Source organism: Enterococcus sp. DIV1767, assembly GCF_050542585.1.
Lineage (GTDB): Bacteria > Bacillota > Bacilli > Lactobacillales > Enterococcaceae > Enterococcus_D > Enterococcus_D innesii.
Window position 1 is genome coordinate 2,708,881 of the sequence record NZ_CP172936.1, and the last position, 26,086, is coordinate 2,734,966.

Consider the following 26,086-nt stretch of genomic DNA (forward strand, 5'->3'; position numbering starts at 1 on the left):
TTGTAGAAACGATTAAGAAAGGACGCTGACAATGATCAAATTAATTGCTTCTGATATGGATGGTACGCTTTTAAATGCCAGTATGCAGATTTCAGAAGAAAATATCCAAGCAATCAAATATGCCCAATCCAAAGGAATCGAATTTATGGTCGCAACTGGCCGTAACCGTAAAGAGGCATTGCCGCCGCTGCAAGAAGCCGGGATCGACTGTGCCATGATCACCTTGAATGGGGCCCAAGTCTATGACGAAGCGGGTAATTCATTATTTACTGTGCCGATCAGCCATGAACAAACTCGTTCGTTGATCGACCTACTAAAAGAAAACGACATCTATTTTGAGATCTCAACGAGCAATGGGATCTACTCGGAAAGTCAGACACGTCGGATCGAAAATTTTGCGATCCATACGGCAGAAGCAATGCCCCATCTCACTCATAAGATGGCGATTGCTATGACAGCAGCCCGTTTAGAATTTTTACCGATCAATTATGTCGATGATTTCAGTGAGTTGTTTTCGATCGAAGAATTAGAATTTTTGAAAGTGATCTGCTTCCACCAAGACGGTGCCCGGGTATTGGGTCCTATCACGAAAATCATCGATGGGTACGGCGATCTAGTGGTGACTTCTTCTGGACAAAACAATATTGAGATCAACCACCGAAACGCGCAAAAAGGAATCGCAGTGGCACATGTCGCCAAAGATCGAATGATCTCACTGGCGGAAGTGATGACGATCGGTGACAACTTAAATGACGTAAGTATGCTGCAACTGGCAGGCGTTAGTTTTGCAATGGGAAATGGCGAGTTAGAGGTAAAAGAAGCCGCGAAGTATTTGACGGACACCAATATTGAGGCTGGTGTCGGCAAAGCAATCGTTCGGGCAATTGATGAAAATCTTTAAACCACGCAGCTTTTTGGGGATACATGAGGAGGCGTAAGTATGTCAGAATTTTTCATCCAAGATAGGCAACTTAGCAGAGTCACACGAACCATTGTCAAAGATGAAACAGGCAAATCACTATTTTTGATGGTGGGACGTTGGGGAACCAAGGGCGATGCCCTCTCCCTTTACCGTTTAAATGGGCAAATGGTCGCTAGTATCAAACAAATCAGTTTTACTTTTGGTACACGCTTTGAGATCTACAAAGACTTTGAGAAAGTCGGTACACTGCAAAAAATCTTTAACTGGCCAGGTGATTTCTACTATATCCAACAGCTTCACTGGGCAGTCCACGGCGATATCTACAATCATCGCTATGGGATCCATCATTTCAATAAAAAGATTATGGAGATGAACAAAGCGACCTTGTTGACGGGGGATTATTATGTACTGGATGTTGTCGATGACCGGGATGCGCCGGTCTGCATCTGTATTGCGGCCGTCATGGATTACTGGCTGTACAATCGGCACCGCAAAAAAGACCATCCTCTTGAGCTTCGACTAACAAATGGAACCAGCTGAAAAATCAGCTGGTTCTTTTTTGCATATGGTCGTAAAGGTGGCCACTGATTTCTCTTTGGGCCACGACTTCAAAGCCGTGCTTTTCATAGAGCCGCTTCGCATGGGGATTTGCTCGGTCAACACTCAAGCCGATCACCTCATAGCCATCTCTAGAAGCAATTTTTGGCAATGCTTCTAATAAGGCTGAGCCGACACCTTTGCCCCGAAATTTCTCAGCCACACAAATGGTATCTAAGTACCATTCATTTGGTAAAGTCTCTTCATCGATAAACAGCTTCATGTCTTTACTCAAACCGTACTGTTCCAGCACTTTATCTAGAGGCTGATCGATCGTCGCCTCTTCTTTGTCTGGGTATCCAAAGGCGACCCCAGCAACTTCCCCGTCGATCTCATTGACTAGTGCACGGCGAAAGCCGTAACGATAATCGGGTTCTAGCATGGCATCTGCCAAGATCTCTAAGGTCTTGGCTTCTCCGATCTCTTTGACAAACGGCAATTCCATGTCCTTTAAAATGACTAAAACGAGTTCAGCCATGACAAAACGATCTTCTTCTTTTGCAAATCTTATCACGTTTTTTCCTCCTTGCTTCTATACATAGAATAACAATTCTTTTAAGAAAAACCAAGTTGAATCAAAAAAATGTCCTACCTGAAGTTCCCTCTATTTATTCATGCAATTCCAAAGGCAAGCCGTCTGGATCTTGGAAAAAGGTCATTTTCTTATTCGTAAAGGTATCAAAACGAATCGGTTCGCACACAATTCCTTTGGCGGCTAACTTTGCCACGACTGCTTCAATATTTTCCACCGCAAAGGCCAAATGCCGCAAGCCAGCTGCTTCGGGGAAACTTGGTCTTGCTGGTGGGTTTTCCACCACAAACAGTTCTATTTCTGATTCCCCAAAGCGCAGGTCGATTTTTACATCTTTCTTTTCTGGGCGCGCATGTTCACGAATCACTTCAAAGCCTAATTTCTCTACATAAAATTCTTTGGTCTGCTGGTAATCACTGGCGATGATCGCCACATGATGCATTTTTGAAAACATTATTGCCACTCCTTTGTATTGGATTCCTCTCTCAGTTTAATGCCTTTGGCTGCATTTTACTAGAAAAGACTGCCGAAGTTCTCCTCTTTTCATAAATGGTTTCTGTTATACTAGAAAGCGGAAGGTGATGAAAAAAATGAAACTACTTTATATTTCAATCTCTGGAAATACCCGTGCATTCGTCAACCGCTTGTTGGCCTATGCGGATCAGCAAGATACCCCGAGTACTTGGGAAGCCAAAGAAATTCATGACAATAGTATCTTTGAACAAGAAGACGAACCTTATGTGGTTTTTGTCCCTACCTATTTAGAAGGTGGAAATGGCGTCGATAACGGCGATCAGGAGATCCTCACAGAAACCATGCGGGAATACATTGACTATGAAAACAACGCCGCTCTTTGCTTGGGCGTGATCGGCAGCGGCAACAAAAACTTCAATTATCAATATTGCTTGACCGCAAAGCAATATGCGGAACAGTTTTCGATCCCGTTCTTAGCAGATTTCGAGCTACGAGGCACGACCCAAGATATTGAACGGATCTATGCTTGTTTGAAAGAAATCGATCCTGCCCACAGCAACACTTAGCTTTAGCCAGCATTCATTAGCCATTAGGAGGACTTTTGCATATGGAACCACAAACGATGGTCATTTTGATCATACTCGCCAGCATTCTCATCTTGACCGCACTAGATATCTGGAATCGATACAAAGTACGCCGTTACGTTCGGCTTGCTTGGGGAAAGCTTCCCCGCCAGCCCCGCTTTGATAAAGAAGCGAGTTTGAAAAAGGCTTGGCTGACTGAGAAGAAGTTTCACGATTTTGATAGTGAGGTCGATGACATCACTTGGTATGACTTGGATGGCTTTTCGTTGTTTGAGTCCATTAATCTGACGTTTTCCAGTGTCGGTTCAGAAGCGTTGTATCAGCAATTACGCAATTTTCACTTCAAGCCGGACAAACAGCTGACCAAATTGATCGACTTTTTTGCTGCTGACAGTGCCGCACGCGAACAATCCCAATATACGTTTGCTCGTTTAGGAAAACAAGATGATAATTTTTCGAAAGCTTACTTAGCCAATGAAGCGGCGCAATCCATCGGTTCTCTGCCTTTCTTTGTCTTTTTAGGTGTGCTGCCATTAGTCGGCATCTTGCTGCTCCTGCTGGGGTTTGTCCAAGGCATCCTGTTGACGTTGGTTAGTGTCGTTTTCAATACGATCTATTACTCCATCAAAAAAGCCAAGCTGGAAACAGAATTGAACAGCATGCGCTATTTGGTTCAAACGATTGCCTGTGGCAGTCAGATCGCTAAAATCAACACGCCCCTCCAAGATGAGATCAAACGATCCTTGGCACCATTAAAAAAGATCACTCGTTTCGCTTTTTCGTTTCGTGCCAAAAACGGCAGCGAAGGAGACATGTTGTTTGAATACATCAATATCATTTTTATGCTGCCGTTTATTTCCTACCAAACGGTCACTACTGCTCTAGCCAAACACCAACAAGCAGCCATCGATCTGTGGAATTTGCTGGGAAAATTGGAAGTCGCAGCCGCCATTTTAAATTTTCGCACGTATATGCCCATCACTTGCCTACCGACCTTCCAAACAAGCGGAGGTGTAGAAGCAACGGGTACGTATCATCCCCTTCTGAGTGAAGCAGTCATGAATGATGTCACTTGGAACCACAATACCCTTGTAACTGGCTCCAATGCCTCAGGCAAATCGACATATGTCAAAAGTGTCGCCATCAACTGTATTTTGGCACAAACCATCCAGACAGCAGTAGCTGAAACCTTTACGATGGTTCCTGGTCACGTCATTACCTCGATGGCTGTCGAAGATGATCTATTTGAAGGCGACAGCTATTTCGTGGCGGAGATCAAATCCATCAAACGCCTGCTAGATACCGTTGCCACGAAACAGCGCTGCTACTGTTTTGTTGATGAGATTTTAAAAGGAACCAATACGGTGGAACGAATCGCTTCTTCTGCTAGCATCATCCATTGGTTGCGAGCCTACCCATCATTAGCCTTTGTCGCTACCCATGATATTGAGCTGACTGAAATTTTGAAAAATGATTGCCGCAACATTCATTTTTCTGAACAAGTCACGGAAGATGACGGCATCTCCTTTGATTATAAGGTCAAATCCGGTCCTGCCTTGAGCCGCAACGCGATCGCCCTCTTAAAAGTCATGGGCTACCCTGAAATGATCGTTCAAGACGCCTATGCCGCCGCCAATGATTTTGATCAAAACCGGAAATGGCAGGAATTATAACTTCACACACAAAAAAGCGCCTTATCCCAGTGTCAGTCACAGGATAGGGCGCTATTTTATGTTTCATTTAGTCAAACAAACCAGTCGTTAAACTGTATTGCTCTCCTTGTAGCACATCGTATTGGATCAAACTATAGGCATCATAGATTTCTTGGGCTTCTTGATCCAACGCAAGAGTCGTCTGCCATTGTCCCTCTTGATAATATTGACCCAGTTCAAAAGCCGGCAACTCATCTTGCAAGGCCAACAACAACTGGTAAAACCCGCTGGTTGGTTGATCACTGGCTTCTAATAGGTTCGGTGCAAAATAAAAAGGACTTGTTACTGGTACATCTTCTGGTGCAAAATTCCCTTGCGAATCAACCATCAAAAACTCGGTTTCATGCAGGGCAGCCGTTTCATTTTGATCCTTGATCTCATCGGCATAAATGCCTGGTAAATGATCGCCCCAAAAGACGACCAGCGTTCGCCGATCCAGCTGCTCTAATTCAGCCACAAAGTTTTTCAACGCTGTACTGCTATAAGAGATATCCTGTAGGTAGTTTTCCAAGGAAGCCATATTGCCCGGACCGCTCGCTTGGTAATTCAGCGTATCGTATTTGCCAGCATAGGGCATATGGGTCTGCATCGTCACTAAATGGACAAATTGCGGTTGCTGATCGTTTTCCAACAATGCCAGCACTTCTTTGTAGGCCGCCTCATCAGAGATGTAAGGATTATTTTCGATTTTGTCGGTATAGGTCATCGTATCTTGATCGATAAACTGTTCAAACCCCATCACCCCATAGACATCCTTGCGTTTGTACATTGATGTATCGTAAGGATGGATCGCCGTTGCCGTATACCCTGATTGTTCCAAGAAAGAAACGAGGGATGGCAGTTGCGTCAATTTCGGCACCAGCATCGTGTAAGGCGTTGTCATTTGCGGATTCAATAGGCCCATGGCAAAACCAGTCAACGCTTCAAATTCGATGTTTGCCGTACCGCCCCCATAATTTTGCGAAAGCATTTTTCCACTGATGGTTTGATCGGCGACGTGGTAATAGTCTTTCAACGGATCGCCGGTGATCGACAGGCCATTTAAATGGCTCGGGTCGGAAAAGCTCTCACTCATCACATAAACGATATTTGGTGCTTCACTTTCACGGTCTTGGTTTTTCTCCGCCGCCTGTGCATTGTAGGTATCCGCAATCGCTTGGATCGCTTCTTTTGAATACCCCTCAGGCTTCGTCATGGCATCTACCCGCAAGTTGTACAAAAACCCACCGATAAATCCCGTATTGTAATAGTTCATTTTTTGTGAATACGGAATCCAAAGTGCGGTCTGATTGTAGGCTTTGCGTAGAAGGTTGTTGCTGTCGTTGAAGTGTGAAACATAGACTAAGCCCAGCGAGCATACGACCAGCACTGCCCCTCGCATTACTTGTAAACGCCGGTTTAATTTGCGGCTGCGATAGATACTCCAGCCGATCGCCCCGATCGCCGCCAGAGCGAAGAGGATGGCTAAGAAAAAGGCGCCATTGCCGATCATGGTTCGTAGAAGGTCGAATTGAGTGACCATCTTTAAATCATCAGGATAGATTGGTTCTTGGCGATAGACCATCTTCGTATGGTTGGCATACCCTAAGATTCCGATGACGACACTATAAAAGATGCCCCCGATCAGTACTGAACCTGCCAAACTGGCAAACACCCCATACACCAGCAGTAGCACCCCACAAGCCAAGAAAAACTTTGCTGTATGCCACGAAAAGGCAAATTTCAAGGCTAATTCAACGGAAAGATTGTTTTGACACCATTGCAAATATAAATTACTGAAAATGATCAACAGGACGATGGCGATGCCTTTTAATGCGATCTTCAGATAAGGATGGCTATTTATTTTCACGAAGGAACATTCCTCCTTTTCTACACGTTCTAGGTACCCCCGTATTTTATGCTTTCAGGACAAGAAAGTAAAGCCAGGGCAAGAAGCTTTTGTTATTTTTAAAGAAAGCAATCCTCATATAAAAAGAGTCTAAGGTTTCTTGCCCCCTAGACTCTTCTTTCTATCCGAATGGAACTCAATCACTGGTTTCGTTTATTTCCAAAAATCATCAAAAATCGTGACTGGCAAGTGGCGTTTGTGTTGCGTTTTGTTCCACCAGTTTTCAATGGTTTGTTGGGCTTCAGCCGAAATTTCCTTGCCTTCTAAATAGTCATCGATGTCGTTGTAGGTCACTCCTAAAGCTGCTTCATCTGCCACTAAAGGTTTACCATCTTCCAAGTCCGCAGTTGGGACTTTTGTATACAACGCTTCTGGCGCGCCTAAGTATTGCAAGAGTTGACGGCCTTGGCGTTTATTCAAACGAAATAGTGGTAAGATATCGGCACCGCCATCGCCGTATTTCGTAAAGAAGCCGGTGATATTTTCCGCAGCGTGATCCGTACCCAGAACAGCCCCTGCTTTTTCACCCGCAATGGCATATTGTGTGATCATCCGTTGACGGGCTTTGATATTGCCTTTATTAAAGTCAGAAACCGCTAAGCCTGCTTCCTCCACCGCTTGCACTTGGGCATCGACGGCGGCTTTGATGTTTACCCGCAGCTCAATATCTGGTTTGATAAATTCAATGGCTTTTTTGGCATCTTCTTCATCTGCTTGTTCCCCATAAGGTAAGCGTACCCCTATGAACTGATAGTTGGGATTCCCGGTTTCGCTACGCATTTCCTCCATCGTCAATTGCGCGATTCGGCCGGCTAACGTCGAATCTTGTCCACCACTGATCCCCAAGACAAACGTATGCAAGAACGGATTCTTTTGCAGATACGCCTTTAAAAAATCAATACTCTTACGAACTTCTTCTTTCGGGTCGATGGTCGGTAAGACTCCTAATTCTTTGATAATTTCTTGTTGCATGGTCATAGAAACGCCTCCTCTTATTTTTTGAAGCAGCTGACTGATCTTAGGACCAGCGCAGTTGCGGATTACAAAATCGCGCCATTGGTCTGTTTGCGTACTTTTTCAATCGTCCGCATTTTATGATCCCAGCATTCTTGCGAGAGATCGACTGGGTATTTCTGTGGATTCAAATCACGTTTGTACTCATCCCAAAGGGAATCCAAGCAATTCGTCGCATAGGCTTTGACCTGTTCTAAGTCAGGCACTTGATACACTTGCTGGCCATCTACAAAGATGTCTTGCAACAATGGTCGCGCATCAAAGTTCGTCACTGTTTTGTTGATAAAAGTGTGAACAGGATGGAACATGAACAGTTCGTCTGCTGCTTGGGGATTTTCTTCCCATAACGTGACATAATCGCCTTCGGACTTGCCGTCCGATTTACGGGTGATCCGCCAGACTTGTTTTTTCCCAGGGGTCGAAACCTTTTCGGCATTGCTGGATAATTTGATGGTGTCGATCATTTCTCCCTGCTCATTTTCGATGGCAACCAGTTTATAAACCGCACCTAATGCCGGTTGATCGTAAGCGGTGATCAGCTTGGTGCCGACACCCCACACATCGATTTTCGCCTTTTGCATTTTCAAGCTTAGAATCGTATTTTCATCTAGATCATTGGAAGCATAGACTTTGGCTTCCGTGAATCCCGCTTCATCCAGCTGTTCACGGACTTTTTTCGAGATATACGCCATATCGCCGCTGTCGATCCGCACACCTAAGAAATTGATTTTATCCCCCATCTCTTTGGCCACACGAATCGCATTTGGCACACCTAAACGCAATGTATCATAGGTATCGACTAAGAATACGCAATCTTTGTGGGTTTGGGCATACGCCATAAATGCATCATAGTCATTGCCGTAGGATTGCACGAGGGAATGGGCATGGGTTCCGCTGGCTGGGATGCCAAAAATCTTCCCTGCTCGCACATTACTTGTCGCATCCGCTCCGCCAATATAGGCCGCTCGAGTCCCCCAAATGGCTGCATCCAATTCTTGTGCCCGCCGTGAACCAAATTCCAACAAGGGATCCGTGCCGATCACGGATTTGATGCGGGCAGCTTTCGTGGCGATCAAGGTTTGGAAATTGACCATATTTAGTAACGCCGTTTCGATCAGCTGCGCTTGTGCCAACGGCCCTTCTACTTGAATGATCGGTTCATTGTTGAAGACCAAATCGCCTTCTAACGCTGAACGAACGGTACAAGCAAACTTGAACTCTTTTAGATACTCTAAAAAGGCTTCTGGGTAGCCGCCGATTTCTCGCAAGTAGGCAATATCCGTTTCTGAAAAGGATAAATCGTTCAAATAATCGATCAATCGTTCCAGACCGGCAAAGATCGCATAGCCGTTTTCAAAAGGCATGTCACGGAAATAGCATTCAAACACCGCATTACGATCGGCTCTGCCTAACTCCCAATAGGTTTGCATCATGTTGATTTGGTAGAGATCGGTGTGTAGCGTCAAGCTGTCATCTTTAAATAATTTCTGCATGTTCTTACTCCCTCTAGCTTACTTCTTCTCATTATAGCAAAAAAAACACAAAAGACAGAAAAACTTGTTTTTTCAAAAAAAAGTTGGGTTTTTGCCAGTACAAGACAATCCACCTGAGAACAAATTGCTCAAAGCATGGGTCAACCTCCTACTTATTGCGCATTATTTACGCGCTCGTATAAGGTCGCCCCTTTGTTCAACGTTTGATTACTCTTGCAACGTGCATGTCCCAACTTCTTTCAACTAGTGTTCTTTCACAGGCAATTGAACAAGAATGACATCTTTTCTCGGTTTAGAAAAGGTGATGCCTCTTGCTTCCATTTCTTTACGAATATTAACATTGACGGTCACGTCTTTGCGATCGACCTTCAGCAAACGATGAATCGCTGTGTCGACTTCTTCCCGACTGATTTTCTTTTTATTGTTGATCAATACTAAAGAAATCGTATCAAAACTATCCACATAGAGAATCTGCGTCCGATCAAGCGAGTACAATTTATAGTATTTGATCGCTATTTTGTCGAATAGGTACTTGGAGATGTTCGGGTAAAAAGTTTCCATATTTAGATTTTGGTTTACTGGGGTTTCAATCAACTTCATGCACAACATCCTCTCTCGAAACTAATTCTGTTAAAATAAAGCGGCCAACACCGCCGTCTTCCGCGCGCTCAATGGTTCGATCACAAACTGCTTTGATCGCTGGGCTGGCATTTGCTACAGCCAAAGAAACATCCACCGCTTCAAACATCGCAAGGTCATTTTCACCATCACCGATCCCATAGCTTTTGGCAGCGGGAAAAGCTTCTAAAAAGGAACGGATCGCGGCACCTTTGGTCGCCAATGGATCAACGATCTCCAGTGTTTGGACAAAGGATTGAAAAATCGCAGCCGTTTCTGATTGGATCATCGCCCGCAGCCGTTCTCTTTTTTCGTCTGACGCTTCCATCAGTTCGATTTTGATGACCTTTATCTCTGGATTTTCCTTCATAAACTGCAGCACGTCGTCTTTATGAAGACATTCGTTGTAAAAGAACTCATATTTGTAGTCAGCGATGATTTGTCCTCGCTCCCCTAACTCCGCGAGTAACTGCTTGCGGCTTTCTTGAAACTGCGCTTCATACAAATGCGCTTGTGGGGAAATGATGCCATGGTCAGTATGTAAGAAATAAAAAACCTCTTCTGTTTCTAAGATACCAATCACTTGCGCCAATGTCTTATAGGGCAAGGTATGCGTCAAAACAGGCGCTTCTCCTTTTAACATCAGACCAGCGCCGTTTCCAAAAATCACATCGCAGGAAAGGCCTTCTTCCGCCATCATATCTTGAACAAGCTCAAATCCTCGCCCTGTGACAAACACAAAGTGATCCCCTTGGGCTTGCAAACAACGGATGGCTTCTTTATTGATCTCATGAATCGGGTGCCCCATTTCTTGGAACGTCCCATCAATATCAGAAAAAACTATTTGCATCTTATCTTCCTTTCTTTGTTATAATTATAGCACATTTTAAAAAACGCAAAAAAATTTTCTTGACTTTGTCGTTACGTCAACCTTTAGGATACAGGTGTAAGGAGGGAAAAGCCGATGGAATATACGATCAGTGCCTTAGCCAAACTGTCAGGAGTCAGCAGTCGTACCCTGCGGTATTATGATCAGATCAAGTTGTTACAACCGCAACGCACCAACTCAGCTGGTTACCGTATCTACGGGAGGCAGGAAGTCGATCGCCTGCAGCAGATTTTGTATTTTAAGTCTTTTGGGCTGTCATTAGAAACGATCCGCGGAATCTTGGATGAGCCGCAAGCATCGATCCAAACGGTCTTGTTGCAGCATTACCAACAGCTTTTACAAGAACGAGCAGCCCTGGACAGTCTTTTGACCACCTTAGCGCAAACAATTGATTATTATGAAGGAGAAAAGACCATGACCGATCAAGAGAAATTCAGTTATTTTAAGGAACAAAAAATTCGTGAAAACGAAGCGAACTACGGTGCCGAATTACGAGAAGCCTACGGTGAGGAAATCATCGAACAAAGCAACCAAAAGTGGCAGCAGATGACCCAAGTCGATTATCAAGCACTGACCGACAACGAAAACCGCTTATTGCAGCTGATAAAAGAGCTGTTGAATGAAAAGGAAGGGAAACGAATCCCTTCTGACAAAGCCCAAATGGCTTTTGCTGCGCATCAAGCATGGCTCAAACAAGCAGCGCCCTTTTACTCAGCAGAATATCACCGATCTTTAGGGGAAATGTACGTTCAAGACGAGCGTTTTACCGCCTATTACGATCAAAAAGCGGGTGTCGGCAGCGCCCAGCTGTTGAAACAGATCATTGACCATTACACCAAATCCCATTAAAAAAACGATGCGCAAGCACTGCCCGCTCAGGGGCTTTGTTTGCGCATCGTTTCGTCTATGCTATCGTTTGATGAACTCATAGGGCATGCGATAGTTGCCGCTTTTTTCCATTATCGCCAATTGGACGGCAGTCTCCCCGCAAGCTTGCAAGTGATGATCGATCGTTGAAAGCTGCAGCAGCTCGCTGATGTATAAATTGTCCCGTCCAATCACAAGCCATTCTCCCGGCGCCTGCGACTGGATCCCAGCTGCAACATGATCCCCATTGGTGAAGATCGCTTCGACCCCTTTATCTGCAAAATAAGCAGCTGCTTCTTTGCCATCTTCTTCCGTCAAACAATCCCAAAAGATCAAGTCTTCGGAAAAGGTCGGAAAATAGTCATGAGCCAAACGGACCGTGATTTTTGAATTGCTGCTTAGCTTACGGCTACGTCCCAATGTCACGCCGATTTTCTGGATACCTTGTTCCTTAAAATACGTAAAGACTTCTTTGATCGATTCCTCTCGATCGATATAGGTGCAGCCGTCAGTCAAATACGGGATATTCTCACAAAAGACGATGCGACCGTAAGAACGATAAGGCAATAAGGTTTCGATCGGATTCGCCCGCGAGGCAATGATCAAGGCATCAAAGCTTTTCGCCGCAAATTCTTGCAAATACGCTTCCTCTACTTGCGGATCATAGTTCGTGGCTAAAAGCGTCACCTTATAACCCCGGGCAAACGCTGCTGTCGTGATGCCGCTCAACAAGCGATCGAAGTACGGATGATTGACAAATGGCAGAATCACACCAATATTTTTGGTTTTGCCAACACTCAATGCCCGTGCCGTGTAATTCGGAATATAGTTGACCTCTTCCATGACAGCCAGGATCTTACGACGCTTTTCTTCACTGACATACGGATTGTTGTTAATGACTCGTGAAACTGTGGAGACCGAATAACCGGTCAAGCGTGCAATATCCCGAATGTTTGCCATGACTCACTGCTCCTTAAACGAATAATTGTTCTTTCATATAGTCTAACACACTTAACCCACATGTATAAAATTCATAGTAATCATTGTGATGAATAAAACCGATCCGCTGAGAACCGAAGTGTTCATCACATGTCAAATGACTGATCTCATCCACCGGAATTTCTACCAACCGTTCTTGAAAGAACCCTTTTGGTTTCGTCAATACCAATTGTTGTCCATCAAAAGCCAACGTTACATAACAACATTCCGCACCATTTTTCTTCATGTACGTATTCATTTTTCATCCCGCCTTCCTTTTTATGAATCAAGCATACTGTATGAAACGCGTCTCAGAGCAAGTCATTTGTTTCACTTTTTAACAAAAACCGATCGACCTTCATGTGAATTACTTCGCATATTTTGCTTTTGTTGGTACAATAAAAAGAGAACAGTGCGAAAGGAAGCGCGATTTTTTTAAGGAGGACCGCAAAGTGACATTAGAAGAAGCTTTTTTATTAGACACCTTGCGATGCCGCTTCAAATTTTTAAGAGAAGAACGCGGATTGAGCCCAAAAGAAGTATGCCAGCATCTCGATGTGCCTTACCCCGATTACACCTTATACGAAGCAGGCGATCGCTTACCCGATGTATTGACGCTGCTACACGCAGCTTCCCTCTATAATGTCTCTGTCGATTACTTACTAGGACAGACAGAACGACCAGAACGGTATTTATGCTAACAATCGACTTTATCGAAAAAACGATCAAACGGTCGTTTTTTCTTTTGTCTCTTTCCCACTTTTCATCAATTAGCAACAATCGTTATCTAATCGAATGAAAAAATCAAAACATGCGGTTCTTCTTGAAAAAAAATGATAGAATAAACCATCATACATAGAAGGAGTTCAAATAAACATGACCTATGCACTAGAACTAACCGATTTACGCAAAGTCTATGCTACCGGCGTTGAAGCGTTGCGGGGCATAAATTTGACGGTGGAAGAAGGCGACTTTTATGCCTTGTTAGGCCCTAACGGCGCTGGAAAATCCACCACCATCGGCATTATCACCTCTCTTGTCAATAAATCTTCCGGAAGCGTCAAAGTCTTCGGCTACGATTTAGACAAAGAATTGGTCCAAGTCAAACAACAGATTGGTCTGGTTCCCCAAGAATTCAATTTCAATCCCTTTGAAACGGTCCAACAGATAGTTGTCAATCAAGCCGGGTATTATGGTGTCCCCCGCAACGAAGCCATCAAGCGCAGCGAAAAATACTTGAAGCAGTCGAATTTGTGGGAAAAACGCAATGTTCGTGCGCGGATGCTGTCGGGCGGGATGAAACGCCGTTTGATGATTGCCCGTGCCCTGATGCATGAACCACGGCTATTGATTTTGGATGAACCGACGGCAGGTGTCGATATCGAATTGCGTCGGGAAATGTGGAGCTTTTTGCGGGAGCTGAACCAAAATGGCACAACGATCATTTTGACGACCCATTATTTAGAAGAGGCGGAAATGCTTTGCCGCAACATCGGGATCATTCAATCTGGTGAACTGATCGAAAACACCAGTATGAAATCTTTGTTAGCAAAACTGCAATTTGAAACCTTTCTTTTTGATATCGCACCGATCAAACAAGCCCCAACGATCACTGGATATCCGATCCAAATGGAAGATGAACAGACCATCGCCGTTGAAGTCGCTCGAGACCAAGGCGTCAACGATCTTTTTGCTCAATTCAGCCAGCAAGGGATCAATGTCCTCTCCATGCGCAACAAATCCAATCGCTTGGAAGAACTATTTTTGAAAATCACCGAAGAAGCACACGAAGCGGAGGAAAACCATGTTTAGTCTTTATTTTACAGCCTTAAAAAGTTTAGCGGTCAAAGAGACCAACCGCTATTTACGGATTTGGGTGCAGACCCTCGTCCCACCCGTCATCACTACTTCCTTATACTTTATTATCTTTGGGAAAATGATCGGCAGCCGTATCGGCGAAATGGGCGGCTTTTCTTATATGGAATTTATCGTTCCTGGGCTGATCATGATGTCGACGATCACCAGTTCATACTCTAATGTGTCTTCTTCCTTCTTTTCACAGAAGTTTCAAAAAAACATTGAGGAACTCTTAGTGGCGCCGGTTCCTACCCACGTCATCATTTGGGGCTTTGTCTTTGGCGGACTTGGCCGTAGTATCTTGGTGGGCACATTGGTGACCATCATTTCCCTTTTCTTCGTGCCATTACATGTGTATTCTTGGGTCATCGTTGTCTTAACCCTAGTCATGACCGCCATCTTATTTTCATTAGCAGGGTTGCTAAATGGGATCTTCGCCCAATCCTTTGACGATGTTTCCATCGTGCCAACCTTTGTTTTACAACCATTGACCTATCTTGGAGGCGTCTTTTACTCCATCAGCATGCTACCGCCGATTTGGCAAACGATCTCCAAAGTCAACCCGATCGTGTATATGATCTCTGGTTTCCGCTACGGCTTTTTAGGCACCATCGATGTCCCAATTTTCCTATCCATCGGTATTTTGGTCTTGTTCATTGTTGTCTTATACAGCGTATGCTGGTACTTGATCCAAAAAGGCCGCGGGCTGCGTAGTTAATTGAACTTAAAATCTTTCTTGCATTTTCAAGACGATTTCCAGCGGAAATCGTCTTTTTTTCATTATATTTAAAAATCTACGACTAGAGACTGATTTATTGACAACTATTTGTGATAACCTTAACTTAATAACTTTTTAAGAGGAGGAATGAAATGATTGTTTTAGAAGCACGAAACTTAACAAGGGTCTACGGAAAAGGCGAATCATCCTTCAATGCGTTAAAAGGAATTGATTTAAAAATCAGAGAAGGTGACTCAGTAGCAATCGTCGGAAAAAGTGGTTCCGGAAAATCCACATTGATGCACTTATTGGCGTTACTTGATCAACCCACTAGCGGAGAATTGTTCTTGATGGGTCAAAACGTCAAAGGAAAAAAAGCGTCGGAATTAAATCACTTACGAAATGAAACATTTGGCTTTGTTTTCCAACAATTCTTTATGAATGCTAAAGATACAGTCCATGAAAATGTCATGTTGCCATTAAAAATAAAAGGCATGCGCCGCAGTCAGCGAAAAAAATTGGTTGATGAAGCCTTACAAGCTGTGGAATTATCAGAAAAATCCAAAAATAAAGCAACCGATCTTTCTGGCGGTCAAAAACAACGGGTCTGTATTGCCCGCGCCATCGTTAACAAACCCAAGATCATTTTTGCCGACGAACCGACGGGAAACCTTGATTCAACGACTGGCCAAAAAGTCGCAGACCTATTGTTCGACCTTAATAAAAATGAAAAAATCACCTTAGTCATCGTCACTCACGATCCTGAGCTGGCTGATCGCTGTGATCGTCAGATCCATATCAAAGATGGTTTGGTGATTGAGGAGGTAGAAAAATGAACCTAATCGATTTAGTAAAATCTTCTGCAGGAAATCTACTACGCAACAAAGGTCGAACACTTCTAACGATCATCGCAATCTTTATTGGGTCTTTTACGATCTACTTAACACTAGGTATTAATACCGGCGTCAATAATTATATGGATCTGCAGTTAGAGACTGTTGGCAATGATCAGCTTTTAGCTGTCTATAAATCAGATGGGACTGTCAGCATGGTTCCGGGCAGCAATTTACAAGAATACGATCCAGAAAAAAATACCGCTGAGGCAAGTATGATCACTCCAAAGGATATCGAAAAAATAGGAACTATTGACAATATCTACCGAGTAGAACCAATCGCGGCTTTAACGATTGATTATATTCAAGGTCTGACTGATTCAAAATATCAACTAAACGCCATGGGCTCAGCTGGTGTTGATTTAGATTTAGAGGCGGGGCGTCAAATCAATAATGAGATAGACGAATATGAGATCGTCCTTGATCAAGAATATATCGAACCACTAGGTTTTAAAAATGCTCAAGATGCATTGGAAAAAGAAGTCGTTCTCGGAGTTTCTGCTCAAGCGACTGGCGAACAAGAAACTGTGACCGCCAAAGTCGTTGGAGTCCGTAACTTTAGTTTTATCCAAGCAGGCATGACCATTTTGAACCAAGCATTAAGCCAGCGCGTGCAAACAATCGCCGAAAAGGGATTACCAGAAAACTTAAAAAATCAATCCTTTGCAGCACAAGCCTATCTAGAGGATGGCCTGTCCAGCACAAAAATCGATACGATCAAAAAAGAATTGCGTGAACTCGGGTTTCAAGGTATGACGATCGAAGATGAAATCAATATGTTCCGACTAGTCATCAACGCTATCACTGGGGTTCTTACACTCTTTGGCGCTATCTCATTACTTGCCGCTAGCTTTGGTATCATCAATACACTTTATATGTCAGTTCAAGATCGTACCCGTGAGATTGGATTGATGAAAGCACTAGGCATGAGCCGCAGCAAGGTCTTTCTCACCTTCAGTTTCGAAGCGCTTTTGATTGGTTTCTTTGGCGCCCTCACCGGAATTCTCGCCGCTTATGGTTTAGGAAATGTCATCAACGATTACGCTGCGAACACCTTCCTAGAAGAATTGACTGGTTTTGAATTGATCGGCTTTTCTTGGTCGAACACGCTGACTGTTATGGGTGTCATCCTATTGATCGCCTTTTTAGCCGGCACATTGCCTGCTAACCGCGCAGGCAAACTAGATCCAATTCAAGCTTTGCGCTATGAGTAAAAAAATAGTTACTGGACAAACAAAAAAAGATGAACTTCCTTGAAGAAGCTCATCTTTTTTCTTTTATTAGGCATTCAAAACGACTTTTTCCAGTAATGCACCGGCTTGGTGTCTGCCTTCTAAATCAGTACTTCCAGAAAATTGCTGCACGCGATCCATGTTGGTGATCAAAACGATCACCATGGTTTCTTTGCCTTGCTGCTTGATATAAGGCAGATCCATTTGTGCCAGTTTGGTTTGCGGAGTGACTTGCTCCCCAGCTTTGACAAAGACTTCAAAGCCTTGACCGCCAAGGGAAACTGTATCGATCCCCATATGCACAAGAACTTCCACGCCGTTTTGGGTTTTGATCCCAACGGCATGTTTTGAAGGGAACACAGTGGTCACTTCGCCACTGACTGGTGCAAAGATTTGGCCATCTTGTGACTCGATGGCATAGCCTTCTCCCATCATTTTCGTTGAAAAAACTTCATCTGGTACATCTTCTAATGGGACATATTCTCCATGAGTCACGGCATGCAGATCCACTTCGTTGGTGTAACGATCGCCTTCTGCTGCTTGAGTTGGTACTAAGAACCAGCTCATTGCGAAGGATAAGCCGATCGCCAAGATGATCCCTAAAACGGCATAGATAAAGTATTCCCCAATATAGGCTGGCAAACTAAAGATACTTGAAAGAATGTACCCATAAATACGAACACCGAAGAAACTGATGAAAGCAGAAGCCACAGAACTACCAACTGTTGCTGCGATAAAGGCTTTTTTATACTTCGACAAAATCCCGAATAACGCAGGTTCTGTAATCCCTAACAAGCCAGAAACAGCCGAAGATAGAATGACCGATTTTTCTTCTTTGGTTTTGACTTTGAAATAGATAGCTGCTGTTGCGCCGGTGATTGCCATATTTGCCATAAACATCATTGGCATCAGCATGTCATACCCTTGATTGGCGAAGTTTTGCAAAGCGATCGGGGTCATGGCATGGTGCAGTCCCGTGAAGATTGCAATTGGTCGAATCGCCCCTACCACGATTCCTGCTAAGACAGGCGAGATAGTGAATAATCCAGCCACGCCAGCAGCCAATAAGTTTCCTAGATGGATACTGATTGGACCAATGACCGTTAATGTCAAGATACCAGCGACAAACAACGAAATCGTCGGTGTAAACACGGTACGTAGCACTTGTGGTAAGAGTTTATCGACCCAACGGTAAATATAACTGAGCGCCAGCACGGCAAAGATAATGGGAATCACTGTCCCTGCATAGTTAAAGACGGGTACTGGCAATACGCCGAACAAACGAAAGGCGGAAATGCTTCCTTCGGCTACCGCATTGGTCATCGTTGGAAATTGCAGCGTTGCCGCGATTGCGATCGCTAAATATTGATTGGTTTTAAAAATCCGAGCGGCAGAGGCAGCAACAAAAAATGGCAAGAATGTGAATACGCCGCTCGCGATCATGTCGATCACTAAATAGGTATCTGTTTGATTAGAGATGACATTCAATGCCACCAATCCAGCCATCAATCCTTTGATCATTCCTGCGCCAGCGATAGCTGGAACGATCGGACCAAAAACGCCAGAAACGGTATCCATAAATAAGGAAACGGCTCCTTTTTTCTCTGATGTTTCCCCTTGGTTCGCTTCATCAAGACCTAATTCTTTGGCTAAAGGTGCATAATAATCAGCAACATCCGTTCCTATCACTACTTGCAGCTGATTGCTTTGATATTTTGTTCCTACGACTTTGGGTGTTTTTTCTAACGCCGCATAGTCGACTTTTTTCTCATCCTTTAAATCAAAACGCAAGCGAGTCATACAGTGCCATGCATTGTTGATATTGTCTGATCCGCCAACATCTTTAATGATCTGTTTTACGATGTCTTCTTTGGTCATCTTTTTTTCCCCCTGTTGTTTGCTAACGGTCCTGATCCTTTTGACGGGCGCCCTTTCAGGTGTTTCCGTTTTCACACACATAGTAGCATGCTCACACAGACTTGTAAAACCAGTCCTTTTTTGATAAAACCAGAATAAAAACGCTATATATCAACGTTTTATTATAAAATAAGTAAAAATTGGACTGGTTTTATGGTGTATATCCAGTTTTTATTAGACCAAATTGACAGCGGTTGCCAAGCATGTTTCAATGGCTATAGCAACTAGAGACAAAAATTGGAGTGAATGAAATGACACCAACGATCATCACCGACGTCAAAGCCTTTGCGATCAAACCTGATCGTCATAACCTTGTTGTCGTTAAAGTAGAAACGAACAAAGGCGTATCTGGGTTAGGTTGTGCAACCTTCCAGTTTCGCCCACTAGCCGTAAAAACCGTCGTTGACGAGTATTTGCGCCCTCTCTTACTTGGCCGCGATGCCAATCAAATCGAAGACCTTTGGCAAGTGATGAATGTCAATTCTTACTGGCGGAATGGTCCGATCACCAACAATGCCCTCTCAGGAGTCGATATGGCTTTGTGGGACATCAAGGGACAATTAGCCGATATGCCATTGTATCAACTGTTAGGTGGAAAAGCGCGTACGGCGATTCCCGCCTATACCCATGCCGTGGCAGATAATCTCGAAGACCTTTACCAAGAAATCGATCGCTTCTTGGCTGAGGGGTATCGCTATATCCGTTGCCAATTAGGCTTTTATGGTGGAAATCCTAGCCAACTGCAAACACCCGATCAGCCCATCGCTGGTTCCTATTTTGATCAAACAGACTACATGGACACAACACTAAAGATGTTTGCTGCGATCCAAGAACGATACGGCAATCAATTCCAAATGCTGCATGACGTGCATGAACGGCTGCATCCAAACCAAGCGATTCAATTTGCAAAAGCTGCGGAACCTTTTAATCTCTTTTTCCTCGAAGATATTTTGTCGCCGGATCAAAACAAGTGGTTGCAGCAACTCCGCAGCCAGTCGGCGACCCCGATCGCGACCGGCGAATTGTTCAATAATCCGATGGAATGGCAAGAGCTGGTCAAAAATCAACAGATCGACTTTATGCGTGCCCATGTCTCACAAATCGGTGGGATCACGCCAGCATTGAAATTGGCTCACTTCTGCGATGCGATGGGCATTCGGATCGCTTGGCACACGCCGTCTGATATCAGCCCTGTCGGCTTAGCCGTCAACACCCATCTAAATATCCATCTCCACAATGCCGCGATCCAAGAAACGATTGCGATCCCAGCAAATACCCAATCGGTCTTTGGTGGCAGTCCCCAACCAAAAAATGGCTATTTTTATCCCATCGAGAAAAGTGGGATCGGGATCACGTTTGATGAAGCAGCAGCTGCGGAATTTCCCGTGGTTTACCGTCCTCATGAATGGACCCAGAGCCGTACACCAGACGGCACTTTGATCACTCCTTAAACACAACAAAAGACATCTCCTGTCCACCGACAGGGGATGTCTTTTGTTCTCTGTGGGTAAAGACGACGCAACTGGCACATTTGCTTTCCCAAAATCAATCGATGCGTGAGCGATGGATCTCGCGGTCAAAGGGACGGATGTAGGTCACGGCATAATCAATGGCAACGATATTGCTGAACTCATACACGCGGCCGTCTTCTAAAATCGCCCGATTGCTGATCTGCATTGCCGGCGTCCCCCGCTTGCACAATAAAATGCCCGATTGCGCGGTCGATGTGGTGATGGGGGTATAGCTGGTGATGTAGTGGGAAATACGGTATCCGCAGCTTTCGACATAGCGTTGGATCGAGTGCTCTACGATTTCTTGTGTCAATTCGGGAAATAGACTGACAGGCAATTTAGAGGTTTCCAGCTGCTCGATTTTGTAATTGACGATCCGCACTCGTTCAAAGGTCCAGACTTCCTCGTCTGGGCCTATTTGGAAAATCTGCTGCTCATCCAACGTTGCTTCCGCCCTATTCAAGGAAATCATTTTGGAACGGATTCGGTCATAAGGGGTGCGGGTCAAGGAATTAAAGATCATTGGGTTTTTGACCCATTTTTCATGGATAAAAATCCCTGAGCCTTGAACCACTTTGACGATCCCGATCTCTTCAAGGTTTTTGATTGCTTGCTGGATCGTAAACCGAGAAACGCCATAGGTTTGCGCAAGGGTTCTTTGGTTGGGTAGTTTGCCGGCAGAAAATTCTTCCTGATAGATTTTACTCAACAGATCTTGCACGATAAATTCACGTTTTTTCATAATGGCTCCTTCATTTGAGCGGGAGCGATCTCGCTCATGGACCAACTGCAAGCCTTCATATCGATACGACCACTGGCTTTGAAGACCACCCCTTCATCGACGAGTGCTGCTTTTCGCACATTGGCGGTAGGACCAACTAAGACGCCATCTGCCCGCACGACTCGATGGGCAGGGACATCCTGAGGGCTCAAGCGCATCGCTCGACCGACTGCTCGCGCGCCGTTGATTTGTCCCAATTTCCACGCAATCTGACTATAGGAGACGACTTTACCAAAAGGGATCTGCCGCGCCAGCGCATAGACTTCTTCATAGAATGGATTCATACTGTTCGCTCCTTCTTTGATCTTTCTATCATAGTACTGGATTCCCTGCCAATAGTAAATGAACAGACGCAACTTTAGCAATAGCCATACAAACACTCGATTCCTTCTCTAGCAAGCCAAGAACGAATCGAGTAGTCATTAGTTTGGAAAATCAAAGTAGGTTTTCGCATTGTGATAAGAGATATCTGCGACGATCTGCCCTAAATACATTTCATCTGCTGGCAGTTGACCGTCTTCCACCCATTCACTGATCACCTGACACAAAATCCGCCGGAAATACTCGTGGCGTGGATAAGACAAAAAGCTGCGGGAATCCGTCAGCATGCCGACGAAGTTTCCAAGAATCCCGCCTTCTGCTAAGGTCGTCAACTGATGTCGCATACCAGAATACGTATCATTGAACCACCAAGCAGAGCCTAATTGCAGCTTGCCTTTGCTCTCTTCTTGGAACGCCCCCATCAGCGCAGTCAACACTGGATAATCTTTGGGGTTCAGTGAATACAAAATCGTCTTCGGCAATAAACTTTCCGCCTGAAGCTGCGCCAATGTCCGACTTAAGCCCCTCGCTAGACGGTCGTCTCCCATCGCATCACCGCCGCTATCAGGCCCTAGTTGTTGGAAAAGCTTTTGACTGTTGTTGCGAGTCGCCATCAGATGCAATTGCGCGGTCCAGCCTTGCTTTGCGTATTGGCGCATCAAGTCAATCAACAAGCCGGTCTGAAACTGTCTGATTTCTTCATTAGTCAGTGTCTCAGTGGTCAAACGCTTTTGAAAAATCGCTTCAAGTGCAGCGACATCATAAGCTTCCTCTCCAAGACGTGACAGACTGTGATCTGCTAAACGACAGCCCTGTTGCTGGAAGTAAGAAATACGTACGGTCAATGCTTCAACTAGCGTTTGATAGCTAGTGATCTCTTTGCTCGCAGCTGCAGCCAATTGCTTAAGGTATGCTGAAAATTCTGGATTCTGCAGATTGATTGCTTTGTCAGGACGAAAGGTAGGATACACGGCAAAGGATTCTTCTGCCAGCTTTTGATGATACGTCAACGAATCAATGGGATCATCCGTCGTACAGATCACCTCAACGGCCATCTTTTTGATCAGTCCTCGTGGTGAAAATTCCTTCGTCTGCAGCTGTTGATTGGCTTTTTCCCAAATACTTGCTGCATTGGCTAGTGTCAACCGCTCATCAATACCAAAGATTCGTTTCAATTCCAAATTGGTCCAGACATATAAGGGATTGCCAATGCAAGCCTCCAAGGTCTGCGCCCAAGCACAGAATTTTTCGTAGTCGTCAGCATCGCCAGTGATCAATGATTCCGCAACACCATTGGCTCGCATCAAGCGCCATTTGTAATGGTCTTCCGCCAGCCACGCTTGGGTGAGATTGGTGAAGTTTTGGTTTTCGAAAATCTCTTTCGGCTCTAAATGGCAATGGTAATCAATGATCGGCTGCTTTTTTGCATACTCATGGTATAACTGTTTGGCAAAGCTGTTTTTCAAAATAAAATCATCAGTTAAAAACATTTCTTCGCTCCTTTTCTTAACGCCCCACGCTCTTGTCGATGGCTTCCCACAACCCTAATAAGTAAGAAGCGCCGATCGCCCGATCATACAAGCCATAGCCTGGACGTCCCGTCTCTCCCCAGATCATTCGCCCATGATCTGGTCGGATATAGCCGTCAAAGCCATTTTTGTACATCGCTTCTAGGATTTGATACATGTCTAACGAACCTTCAGAGGAGAGATGCGGTGCTTCATAAAAGTCTTTGTCATTACCCAAGTATTGAATGTTACGAACATGAGCAAAAGGAATCCGGTCCCGGCGACAAAACTCAGCCAAAATCTCATAGACATTATTGGCTGGGTCTTCGGCGATACTGCCAGTACAAAGTGTGATCCCATTTGACGGACTGTCGACCACGTTGCAGACCCAATCCAAATCATCGCGGTTTTTAACGATACGCGGCAGACCAAAAATCGAATAGGGAGGATCATCTGGATGAACAGCCATCTTGATGCCGACCTCTTCACAGGTGGGAATGATGGCTTTTAGGAAGTAAGCAAAGTTTTCTCTTAATTTGTCATCATCGACATCCTTATACGCAGCAAACAATTCTTTGACATGTGCCAAACGTTCTGGTTCCCAGCCTGGCAAGGTATAGCCAGAGCTTGACTCCTCAACTTCTTTGACGATCTCTTCTGGGTCTTTGTCGATTCCTGCTTTTTCAAATGCCATCGTAGAAGAACCGTCGGCTAAGCGATAATCAAGATCCGTTTTGATCCAATCGAAAATCGGCATAAAATTATAGCAGATCACTTCGATCCCATATGCTGCCAAATTTCGAATTGTCTCTTTGTAGTTTTCGATATACAGGTCTCTCGAAGGCAAGCCAATCTTGATGTCATCATGAATATTGACACTTTCGATCACCTTGAGGGAAAGTCCAGCTGCTTCGACTTCTTCCACGAGCGCCTTGATCCTTTCTTTCGGCCAGACTGCCCCAGCAGGCAAATCAAAGAGTGTGCCGACAATGCCTTTCATCCCTGGAATTTGACGGATATCTGCTAACTTGATTTTATCGTAGTCTTTTCCATACCAGCGAAATGTCATTTCCATTTTTTATTCGATCCCTTCTACTGTTTCATGTAATGTTTTACGGACTGCGCCGGTTCCTGCCAGCATCTTAGCGAACAAGTGACCCACGTTTTCAGCGATTCCTGCTTGATAGAGATCCAAACCAAAAATCTGCGGATTTTCTAGGATTGGTCGAATGATCCCTTGAACATCGGCGGCTGTCCCCAACTGACACTCACATAAAATCTCTTGTAATTCTGCTAAGAGGGGATCAGGACTTGGGCCAAATGGATGGCCTTCATCATCAATCGCTAATAGATAACGCAACCAGCCTGCAATCGCTAAGGGAATGAAAGTCAGCTCAGAAGCCGAGCCTTCTTTTTCCACATACTTTTTGATGGTTTCGCCAAAACGGATGGCGATTTTCTGTGAGGTATCTGCGGCGATCCGCTGTGGGGTATCAGGAATCAGCGGATTCGGTAAACGAAGACCAACCACCTCATCGATAAATTTCTTTGGCTGAATGATCTCAGGATCTTCCACTACCGGTAAGCCTTCACGATAGCCGATTCCTTTGATCAAAGCGATAATATCAGGATCGGACATTTCCGCAGCAATGGATGTATAACCGAGTAAACAGCCGAACAAACTCATTGCGGTATGCAGTGGATTCAAACAAGTTGTGACTTTCATACTATCGGTTTTGTCGACGATCTCTCGACTCGTCAAGATCACCCCCGCTTTATCTAAATTCGGGCGACCGTTCGGGAAATCATCTTCAATCACCAAGTAATGAGTCGCCTCTGTGTTAGCAAACGGAGCGATATTCGTTCCTTTATCGGTCCGGATGACTGGCAGCTGCTCGATCCCAGCTGCTGCTAAATCTTCTGCAACTGCTGTTGAAGGATTTGGTGTAATCCGATCGATCATTGACCACGGAAACGTCACCTGCGCGTTGTTTTCTAAGTATCGGACAAACGCTTCTGAAACATGCCCTAGCTTTTGCCATTCTTTTGCGATGGTGACAATCGCCGTTTGGAAACGGAGCCCATTTTGCGAAAAATTATCGGTGGAGACCATAGCGATCGGAAGTGCCCCTGATTGAAAACGATCCCATAAAAAGCTAGCCAAAATGCTCATTGTATGGTTGACCTGATGGGGACCCGCAGCAAGATCCGCTTGGACAACAGGTAAAAAATTCCCCTGACTGTCTTTTAAGCCATAGCCTTTTTCTGTGATCGTTACGGTAACCAACTGCACAGAAGGATCGCTAAACAGCTGACGTACCTTTTGATAACTATCGGTGCAAGAAGGATGACAATAATAACTGGCAACTGTCGATTGCAAAAGATTTTTCGTTAATTGACCATCCTCATGCATGATCACTTCTAGAATATCATTCTCATAAGGTGTATATACTTGATCGATTATCTGTTCATCAAATGTTTCGCAGACAACGATGCCGCTCGATAATTCGTTCTGATCAATCAAGGATTGTGCGATTTCTGCATGAAACGCTCGGTATAAATTTCCTCCGCCAAAATGAAGCCATCTCGGCTGTATTTCTGTTTGAGCATCAATCGCTGCTTTTTTTTCAGCAGGAAAAATGACGCGCGCCTTTTTCAAGACATTGTGATCAAACATGAATATCCTCCTTAAATTATTTAAACTGATATATTAGTATTCTAATCTACACAAAAGAAAAATGCAAGCATTTTCAAGAGAGAAACCTACAATTCCTTTTTTG

General features: G+C 44.5%; 26 protein-coding genes. 11 read left to right on the plus strand and 15 right to left on the minus strand.

Annotation, left to right across the window (positions count from 1 at the left end):
- Positions 1-31 precede the first annotated feature (31 nt).
- On the plus strand, positions 32-901 hold the full coding sequence (locus tag IGI78_RS12780) for a Cof-type HAD-IIB family hydrolase (protein WP_077451942.1): 870 nt from the start codon (positions 32-34) through the stop codon (positions 899-901).
- A 39-nt stretch (positions 902-940) separates the two neighbouring features.
- Positions 941-1,462, plus strand: coding sequence for an LURP-one-related/scramblase family protein (locus IGI78_RS12785; RefSeq protein ID WP_077451944.1), 522 nt, complete (start codon positions 941-943; stop codon positions 1,460-1,462).
- 4 nt (positions 1,463-1,466) lie between these two features.
- Here IGI78_RS12785 and IGI78_RS12790 read toward each other — a convergent pair whose 3' ends face one another.
- Both IGI78_RS12790 and gloA2 read right to left on the minus strand, forming a co-directional pair.
- Positions 1,467-2,033 (minus strand): GNAT family N-acetyltransferase, encoded by a 567-nt coding sequence (locus IGI78_RS12790; RefSeq protein ID WP_005234129.1) that lies wholly within the window; start codon positions 2,031-2,033, stop codon positions 1,467-1,469.
- Between the two features lie 94 nt (positions 2,034-2,127).
- Positions 2,128-2,505, minus strand: a complete 378-nt coding sequence (gloA2, locus tag IGI78_RS12795; RefSeq protein WP_081117951.1) for an SMU1112c/YaeR family gloxylase I-like metalloprotein — start codon at positions 2,503-2,505, stop codon at positions 2,128-2,130.
- Positions 2,506-2,641: 136 nt separating this feature from the next.
- Between gloA2 and nrdI the strand changes: the two genes are divergently transcribed.
- Together nrdI and IGI78_RS12805 are read left to right on the plus strand one after the other, a co-directional pair.
- The gene (gene nrdI / locus IGI78_RS12800) at positions 2,642-3,091 is read left to right on the plus strand and encodes a class Ib ribonucleoside-diphosphate reductase assembly flavoprotein NrdI (RefSeq protein ID WP_077452247.1); all 450 of its coding nucleotides are present in this window, start codon (positions 2,642-2,644) and stop codon (positions 3,089-3,091) included.
- A 41-nt stretch (positions 3,092-3,132) separates the two neighbouring features.
- A complete protein-coding gene (locus IGI78_RS12805) occupies positions 3,133-4,782 on the plus strand; it encodes a MutS-related protein (protein ID WP_194195114.1) in 1,650 nt (549 codons plus the stop codon).
- 67 nt (positions 4,783-4,849) lie between these two features.
- On the opposite strand, the gene IGI78_RS12810 is transcribed toward IGI78_RS12805, so the two are convergent.
- From IGI78_RS12810 to IGI78_RS12830, 5 genes are all read right to left on the minus strand, one after another.
- On the minus strand, positions 4,850-6,670 hold the full coding sequence (locus tag IGI78_RS12810; protein WP_077451950.1) for an LTA synthase family protein: 1,821 nt from the start codon (positions 6,668-6,670) through the stop codon (positions 4,850-4,852).
- Positions 6,671-6,862: 192 nt separating this feature from the next.
- A complete protein-coding gene (nadE, locus tag IGI78_RS12815; protein WP_195266520.1) occupies positions 6,863-7,687 on the minus strand; it encodes an ammonia-dependent NAD(+) synthetase in 825 nt (274 codons plus the stop codon).
- A gap of 62 nt (positions 7,688-7,749) precedes the next feature.
- A complete protein-coding gene (locus IGI78_RS12820) occupies positions 7,750-9,216 on the minus strand; it encodes a nicotinate phosphoribosyltransferase (protein WP_096741617.1) in 1,467 nt (488 codons plus the stop codon).
- 243 nt (positions 9,217-9,459) lie between these two features.
- Positions 9,460-9,816, minus strand: coding sequence for a DUF1827 family protein (locus IGI78_RS12825; RefSeq protein WP_077451954.1), 357 nt, complete (start codon positions 9,814-9,816; stop codon positions 9,460-9,462).
- Positions 9,803-10,684: an HAD-IIB family hydrolase gene (locus tag IGI78_RS12830; RefSeq protein WP_195266519.1), complete on the minus strand. Its 882-nt coding sequence runs from the start codon at positions 10,682-10,684 to the stop codon at positions 9,803-9,805. Before IGI78_RS12830 ends, IGI78_RS12825 begins: the two co-directional genes overlap by 14 nt.
- 114 nt (positions 10,685-10,798) lie before the next feature.
- Here IGI78_RS12830 and IGI78_RS12835 point away from each other — a divergent pair, with 114 nt between their 5' ends.
- On the plus strand, positions 10,799-11,572 hold the full coding sequence (locus tag IGI78_RS12835; RefSeq protein ID WP_096741619.1) for a MerR family transcriptional regulator: 774 nt from the start codon (positions 10,799-10,801) through the stop codon (positions 11,570-11,572).
- Positions 11,573-11,632: 60 nt separating this feature from the next.
- Here the strand turns inward: IGI78_RS12835 and IGI78_RS12840 are convergent, their stop codons facing one another.
- Together IGI78_RS12840 and IGI78_RS12845 are read right to left on the minus strand one after the other, a co-directional pair.
- A complete protein-coding gene (locus tag IGI78_RS12840) occupies positions 11,633-12,550 on the minus strand; it encodes a LacI family DNA-binding transcriptional regulator (protein ID WP_081117944.1) in 918 nt (305 codons plus the stop codon).
- A 13-nt stretch (positions 12,551-12,563) separates the two neighbouring features.
- Positions 12,564-12,827: a hypothetical protein gene (locus IGI78_RS12845; RefSeq protein WP_195266517.1), complete on the minus strand. Its 264-nt coding sequence runs from the start codon at positions 12,825-12,827 to the stop codon at positions 12,564-12,566.
- A 193-nt stretch (positions 12,828-13,020) separates the two neighbouring features.
- Here IGI78_RS12845 and IGI78_RS12850 point away from each other — a divergent pair, with 193 nt between their 5' ends.
- From IGI78_RS12850 to IGI78_RS12870, 5 genes are all read left to right on the plus strand, one after another.
- Positions 13,021-13,269, plus strand: a complete 249-nt coding sequence (locus IGI78_RS12850; RefSeq protein ID WP_077451962.1) for a helix-turn-helix domain-containing protein — start codon at positions 13,021-13,023, stop codon at positions 13,267-13,269.
- Positions 13,270-13,444: 175 nt separating this feature from the next.
- Positions 13,445-14,380 carry an ABC transporter ATP-binding protein gene (locus IGI78_RS12855; protein ID WP_005234114.1) on the plus strand — a complete coding sequence of 312 codons (936 nt, stop codon included), beginning with the start codon at positions 13,445-13,447 and terminating at the stop codon, positions 14,378-14,380.
- Positions 14,373-15,143, plus strand: coding sequence for an ABC transporter permease (locus tag IGI78_RS12860; protein WP_005228499.1), 771 nt, complete (start codon positions 14,373-14,375; stop codon positions 15,141-15,143). The genes IGI78_RS12855 and IGI78_RS12860 overlap by 8 nt, the downstream gene beginning before the upstream one ends.
- Positions 15,144-15,295: 152 nt before the next feature.
- The gene (locus IGI78_RS12865) at positions 15,296-15,979 is read left to right on the plus strand and encodes an ABC transporter ATP-binding protein (RefSeq protein ID WP_195266515.1); all 684 of its coding nucleotides are present in this window, start codon (positions 15,296-15,298) and stop codon (positions 15,977-15,979) included.
- Complete coding sequence (locus tag IGI78_RS12870) at positions 15,976-17,250, plus strand: ABC transporter permease (protein ID WP_195266513.1); 1,275 nt, start codon at positions 15,976-15,978, stop codon at positions 17,248-17,250. The genes IGI78_RS12865 and IGI78_RS12870 overlap by 4 nt, the downstream gene beginning before the upstream one ends.
- Positions 17,251-17,316: 66 nt before the next feature.
- Here IGI78_RS12870 and IGI78_RS12875 read toward each other — a convergent pair whose 3' ends face one another.
- Complete coding sequence (locus tag IGI78_RS12875; RefSeq protein ID WP_430618063.1) at positions 17,317-19,146, minus strand: glucose PTS transporter subunit IIA; 1,830 nt, start codon at positions 19,144-19,146, stop codon at positions 17,317-17,319.
- Between the two features lie 290 nt (positions 19,147-19,436).
- Here IGI78_RS12875 and IGI78_RS12880 point away from each other — a divergent pair, with 290 nt between their 5' ends.
- The gene (locus IGI78_RS12880) at positions 19,437-20,636 is read left to right on the plus strand and encodes an enolase C-terminal domain-like protein (RefSeq protein ID WP_194195121.1); all 1,200 of its coding nucleotides are present in this window, start codon (positions 19,437-19,439) and stop codon (positions 20,634-20,636) included.
- Positions 20,637-20,730: 94 nt separating this feature from the next.
- Here the strand turns inward: IGI78_RS12880 and IGI78_RS12885 are convergent, their stop codons facing one another.
- The 5 genes from IGI78_RS12885 to IGI78_RS12905 all read right to left on the minus strand — a co-directional run bounded on the left by IGI78_RS12885 (position 20,731) and on the right by IGI78_RS12905 (position 25,983).
- A complete protein-coding gene (locus IGI78_RS12885; RefSeq protein ID WP_195266511.1) occupies positions 20,731-21,438 on the minus strand; it encodes a GntR family transcriptional regulator in 708 nt (235 codons plus the stop codon).
- Positions 21,435-21,761: an MGMT family protein gene (locus IGI78_RS12890; protein ID WP_008380664.1), complete on the minus strand. Its 327-nt coding sequence runs from the start codon at positions 21,759-21,761 to the stop codon at positions 21,435-21,437. The genes IGI78_RS12885 and IGI78_RS12890 overlap by 4 nt, the downstream gene beginning before the upstream one ends.
- Before the next feature lie 138 nt (positions 21,762-21,899).
- On the minus strand, positions 21,900-23,288 hold the full coding sequence (gene uxaC, locus IGI78_RS12895; protein ID WP_195266509.1) for a glucuronate isomerase: 1,389 nt from the start codon (positions 23,286-23,288) through the stop codon (positions 21,900-21,902).
- A gap of 16 nt (positions 23,289-23,304) precedes the next feature.
- The gene (uxuA, locus tag IGI78_RS12900) at positions 23,305-24,381 is read right to left on the minus strand and encodes a mannonate dehydratase (RefSeq protein ID WP_288362840.1); all 1,077 of its coding nucleotides are present in this window, start codon (positions 24,379-24,381) and stop codon (positions 23,305-23,307) included.
- A 3-nt stretch (positions 24,382-24,384) separates the two neighbouring features.
- Positions 24,385-25,983, minus strand: a complete 1,599-nt coding sequence (locus IGI78_RS12905) for a mannitol dehydrogenase family protein (RefSeq protein ID WP_195266505.1) — start codon at positions 25,981-25,983, stop codon at positions 24,385-24,387.
- Between the last annotated feature and the right edge of the window lie 103 nt (positions 25,984-26,086).

Bases quoted from the DNA above. Each gene is read 5' to 3' on its own strand.
- IGI78_RS12845 (WP_195266517.1), bottom strand. From the start codon at position 12,827: ATGAATACGTACATGAAGAAAAATGGTGCGGAATGTTGTTATGTAACG.
- IGI78_RS12835 (WP_096741619.1), top strand. From the start codon at position 10,799: ATGGAATATACGATCAGTGCCTTAGCCAAACTGTCAGGAGTCAGCAGT.
- gloA2 (WP_081117951.1), bottom strand. From the start codon at position 2,505: ATGTTTTCAAAAATGCATCATGTGGCGATCATCGCCAGTGATTACCAG.
- IGI78_RS12905 (WP_195266505.1), bottom strand. From the start codon at position 25,983: ATGTTTGATCACAATGTCTTGAAAAAGGCGCGCGTCATTTTTCCTGCT.
- nadE (WP_195266520.1), bottom strand. From the start codon at position 7,687: ATGACCATGCAACAAGAAATTATCAAAGAATTAGGAGTCTTACCGACC.
- IGI78_RS12780 (WP_077451942.1), top strand. From the start codon at position 32: ATGATCAAATTAATTGCTTCTGATATGGATGGTACGCTTTTAAATGCC.
- IGI78_RS12785 (WP_077451944.1), top strand. From the start codon at position 941: ATGTCAGAATTTTTCATCCAAGATAGGCAACTTAGCAGAGTCACACGA.
- IGI78_RS12830 (WP_195266519.1), bottom strand. From the start codon at position 10,684: ATGCAAATAGTTTTTTCTGATATTGATGGGACGTTCCAAGAAATGGGG.
- IGI78_RS12860 (WP_005228499.1), top strand. From the start codon at position 14,373: ATGTTTAGTCTTTATTTTACAGCCTTAAAAAGTTTAGCGGTCAAAGAG.
- IGI78_RS12875 (WP_430618063.1), bottom strand. From the start codon at position 19,146: ATGACCAAAGAAGACATCGTAAAACAGATCATTAAAGATGTTGGCGGA.
- IGI78_RS12885 (WP_195266511.1), bottom strand. From the start codon at position 21,438: ATGAAAAAACGTGAATTTATCGTGCAAGATCTGTTGAGTAAAATCTAT.
- uxaC (WP_195266509.1), bottom strand. From the start codon at position 23,288: ATGTTTTTAACTGATGATTTTATTTTGAAAAACAGCTTTGCCAAACAG.
- IGI78_RS12865 (WP_195266515.1), top strand. From the start codon at position 15,296: ATGATTGTTTTAGAAGCACGAAACTTAACAAGGGTCTACGGAAAAGGC.
- IGI78_RS12890 (WP_008380664.1), bottom strand. From the start codon at position 21,761: ATGAATCCATTCTATGAAGAAGTCTATGCGCTGGCGCGGCAGATCCCT.
- IGI78_RS12880 (WP_194195121.1), top strand. From the start codon at position 19,437: ATGACACCAACGATCATCACCGACGTCAAAGCCTTTGCGATCAAACCT.
- nrdI (WP_077452247.1), top strand. From the start codon at position 2,642: ATGAAACTACTTTATATTTCAATCTCTGGAAATACCCGTGCATTCGTC.
- IGI78_RS12855 (WP_005234114.1), top strand. From the start codon at position 13,445: ATGACCTATGCACTAGAACTAACCGATTTACGCAAAGTCTATGCTACC.
- IGI78_RS12805 (WP_194195114.1), top strand. From the start codon at position 3,133: ATGGAACCACAAACGATGGTCATTTTGATCATACTCGCCAGCATTCTC.
- IGI78_RS12825 (WP_077451954.1), bottom strand. From the start codon at position 9,816: ATGAAGTTGATTGAAACCCCAGTAAACCAAAATCTAAATATGGAAACT.
- IGI78_RS12820 (WP_096741617.1), bottom strand. From the start codon at position 9,216: ATGCAGAAATTATTTAAAGATGACAGCTTGACGCTACACACCGATCTC.
- IGI78_RS12870 (WP_195266513.1), top strand. From the start codon at position 15,976: ATGAACCTAATCGATTTAGTAAAATCTTCTGCAGGAAATCTACTACGC.
- uxuA (WP_288362840.1), bottom strand. From the start codon at position 24,381: ATGGAAATGACATTTCGCTGGTATGGAAAAGACTACGATAAAATCAAG.
- IGI78_RS12840 (WP_081117944.1), bottom strand. From the start codon at position 12,550: ATGGCAAACATTCGGGATATTGCACGCTTGACCGGTTATTCGGTCTCC.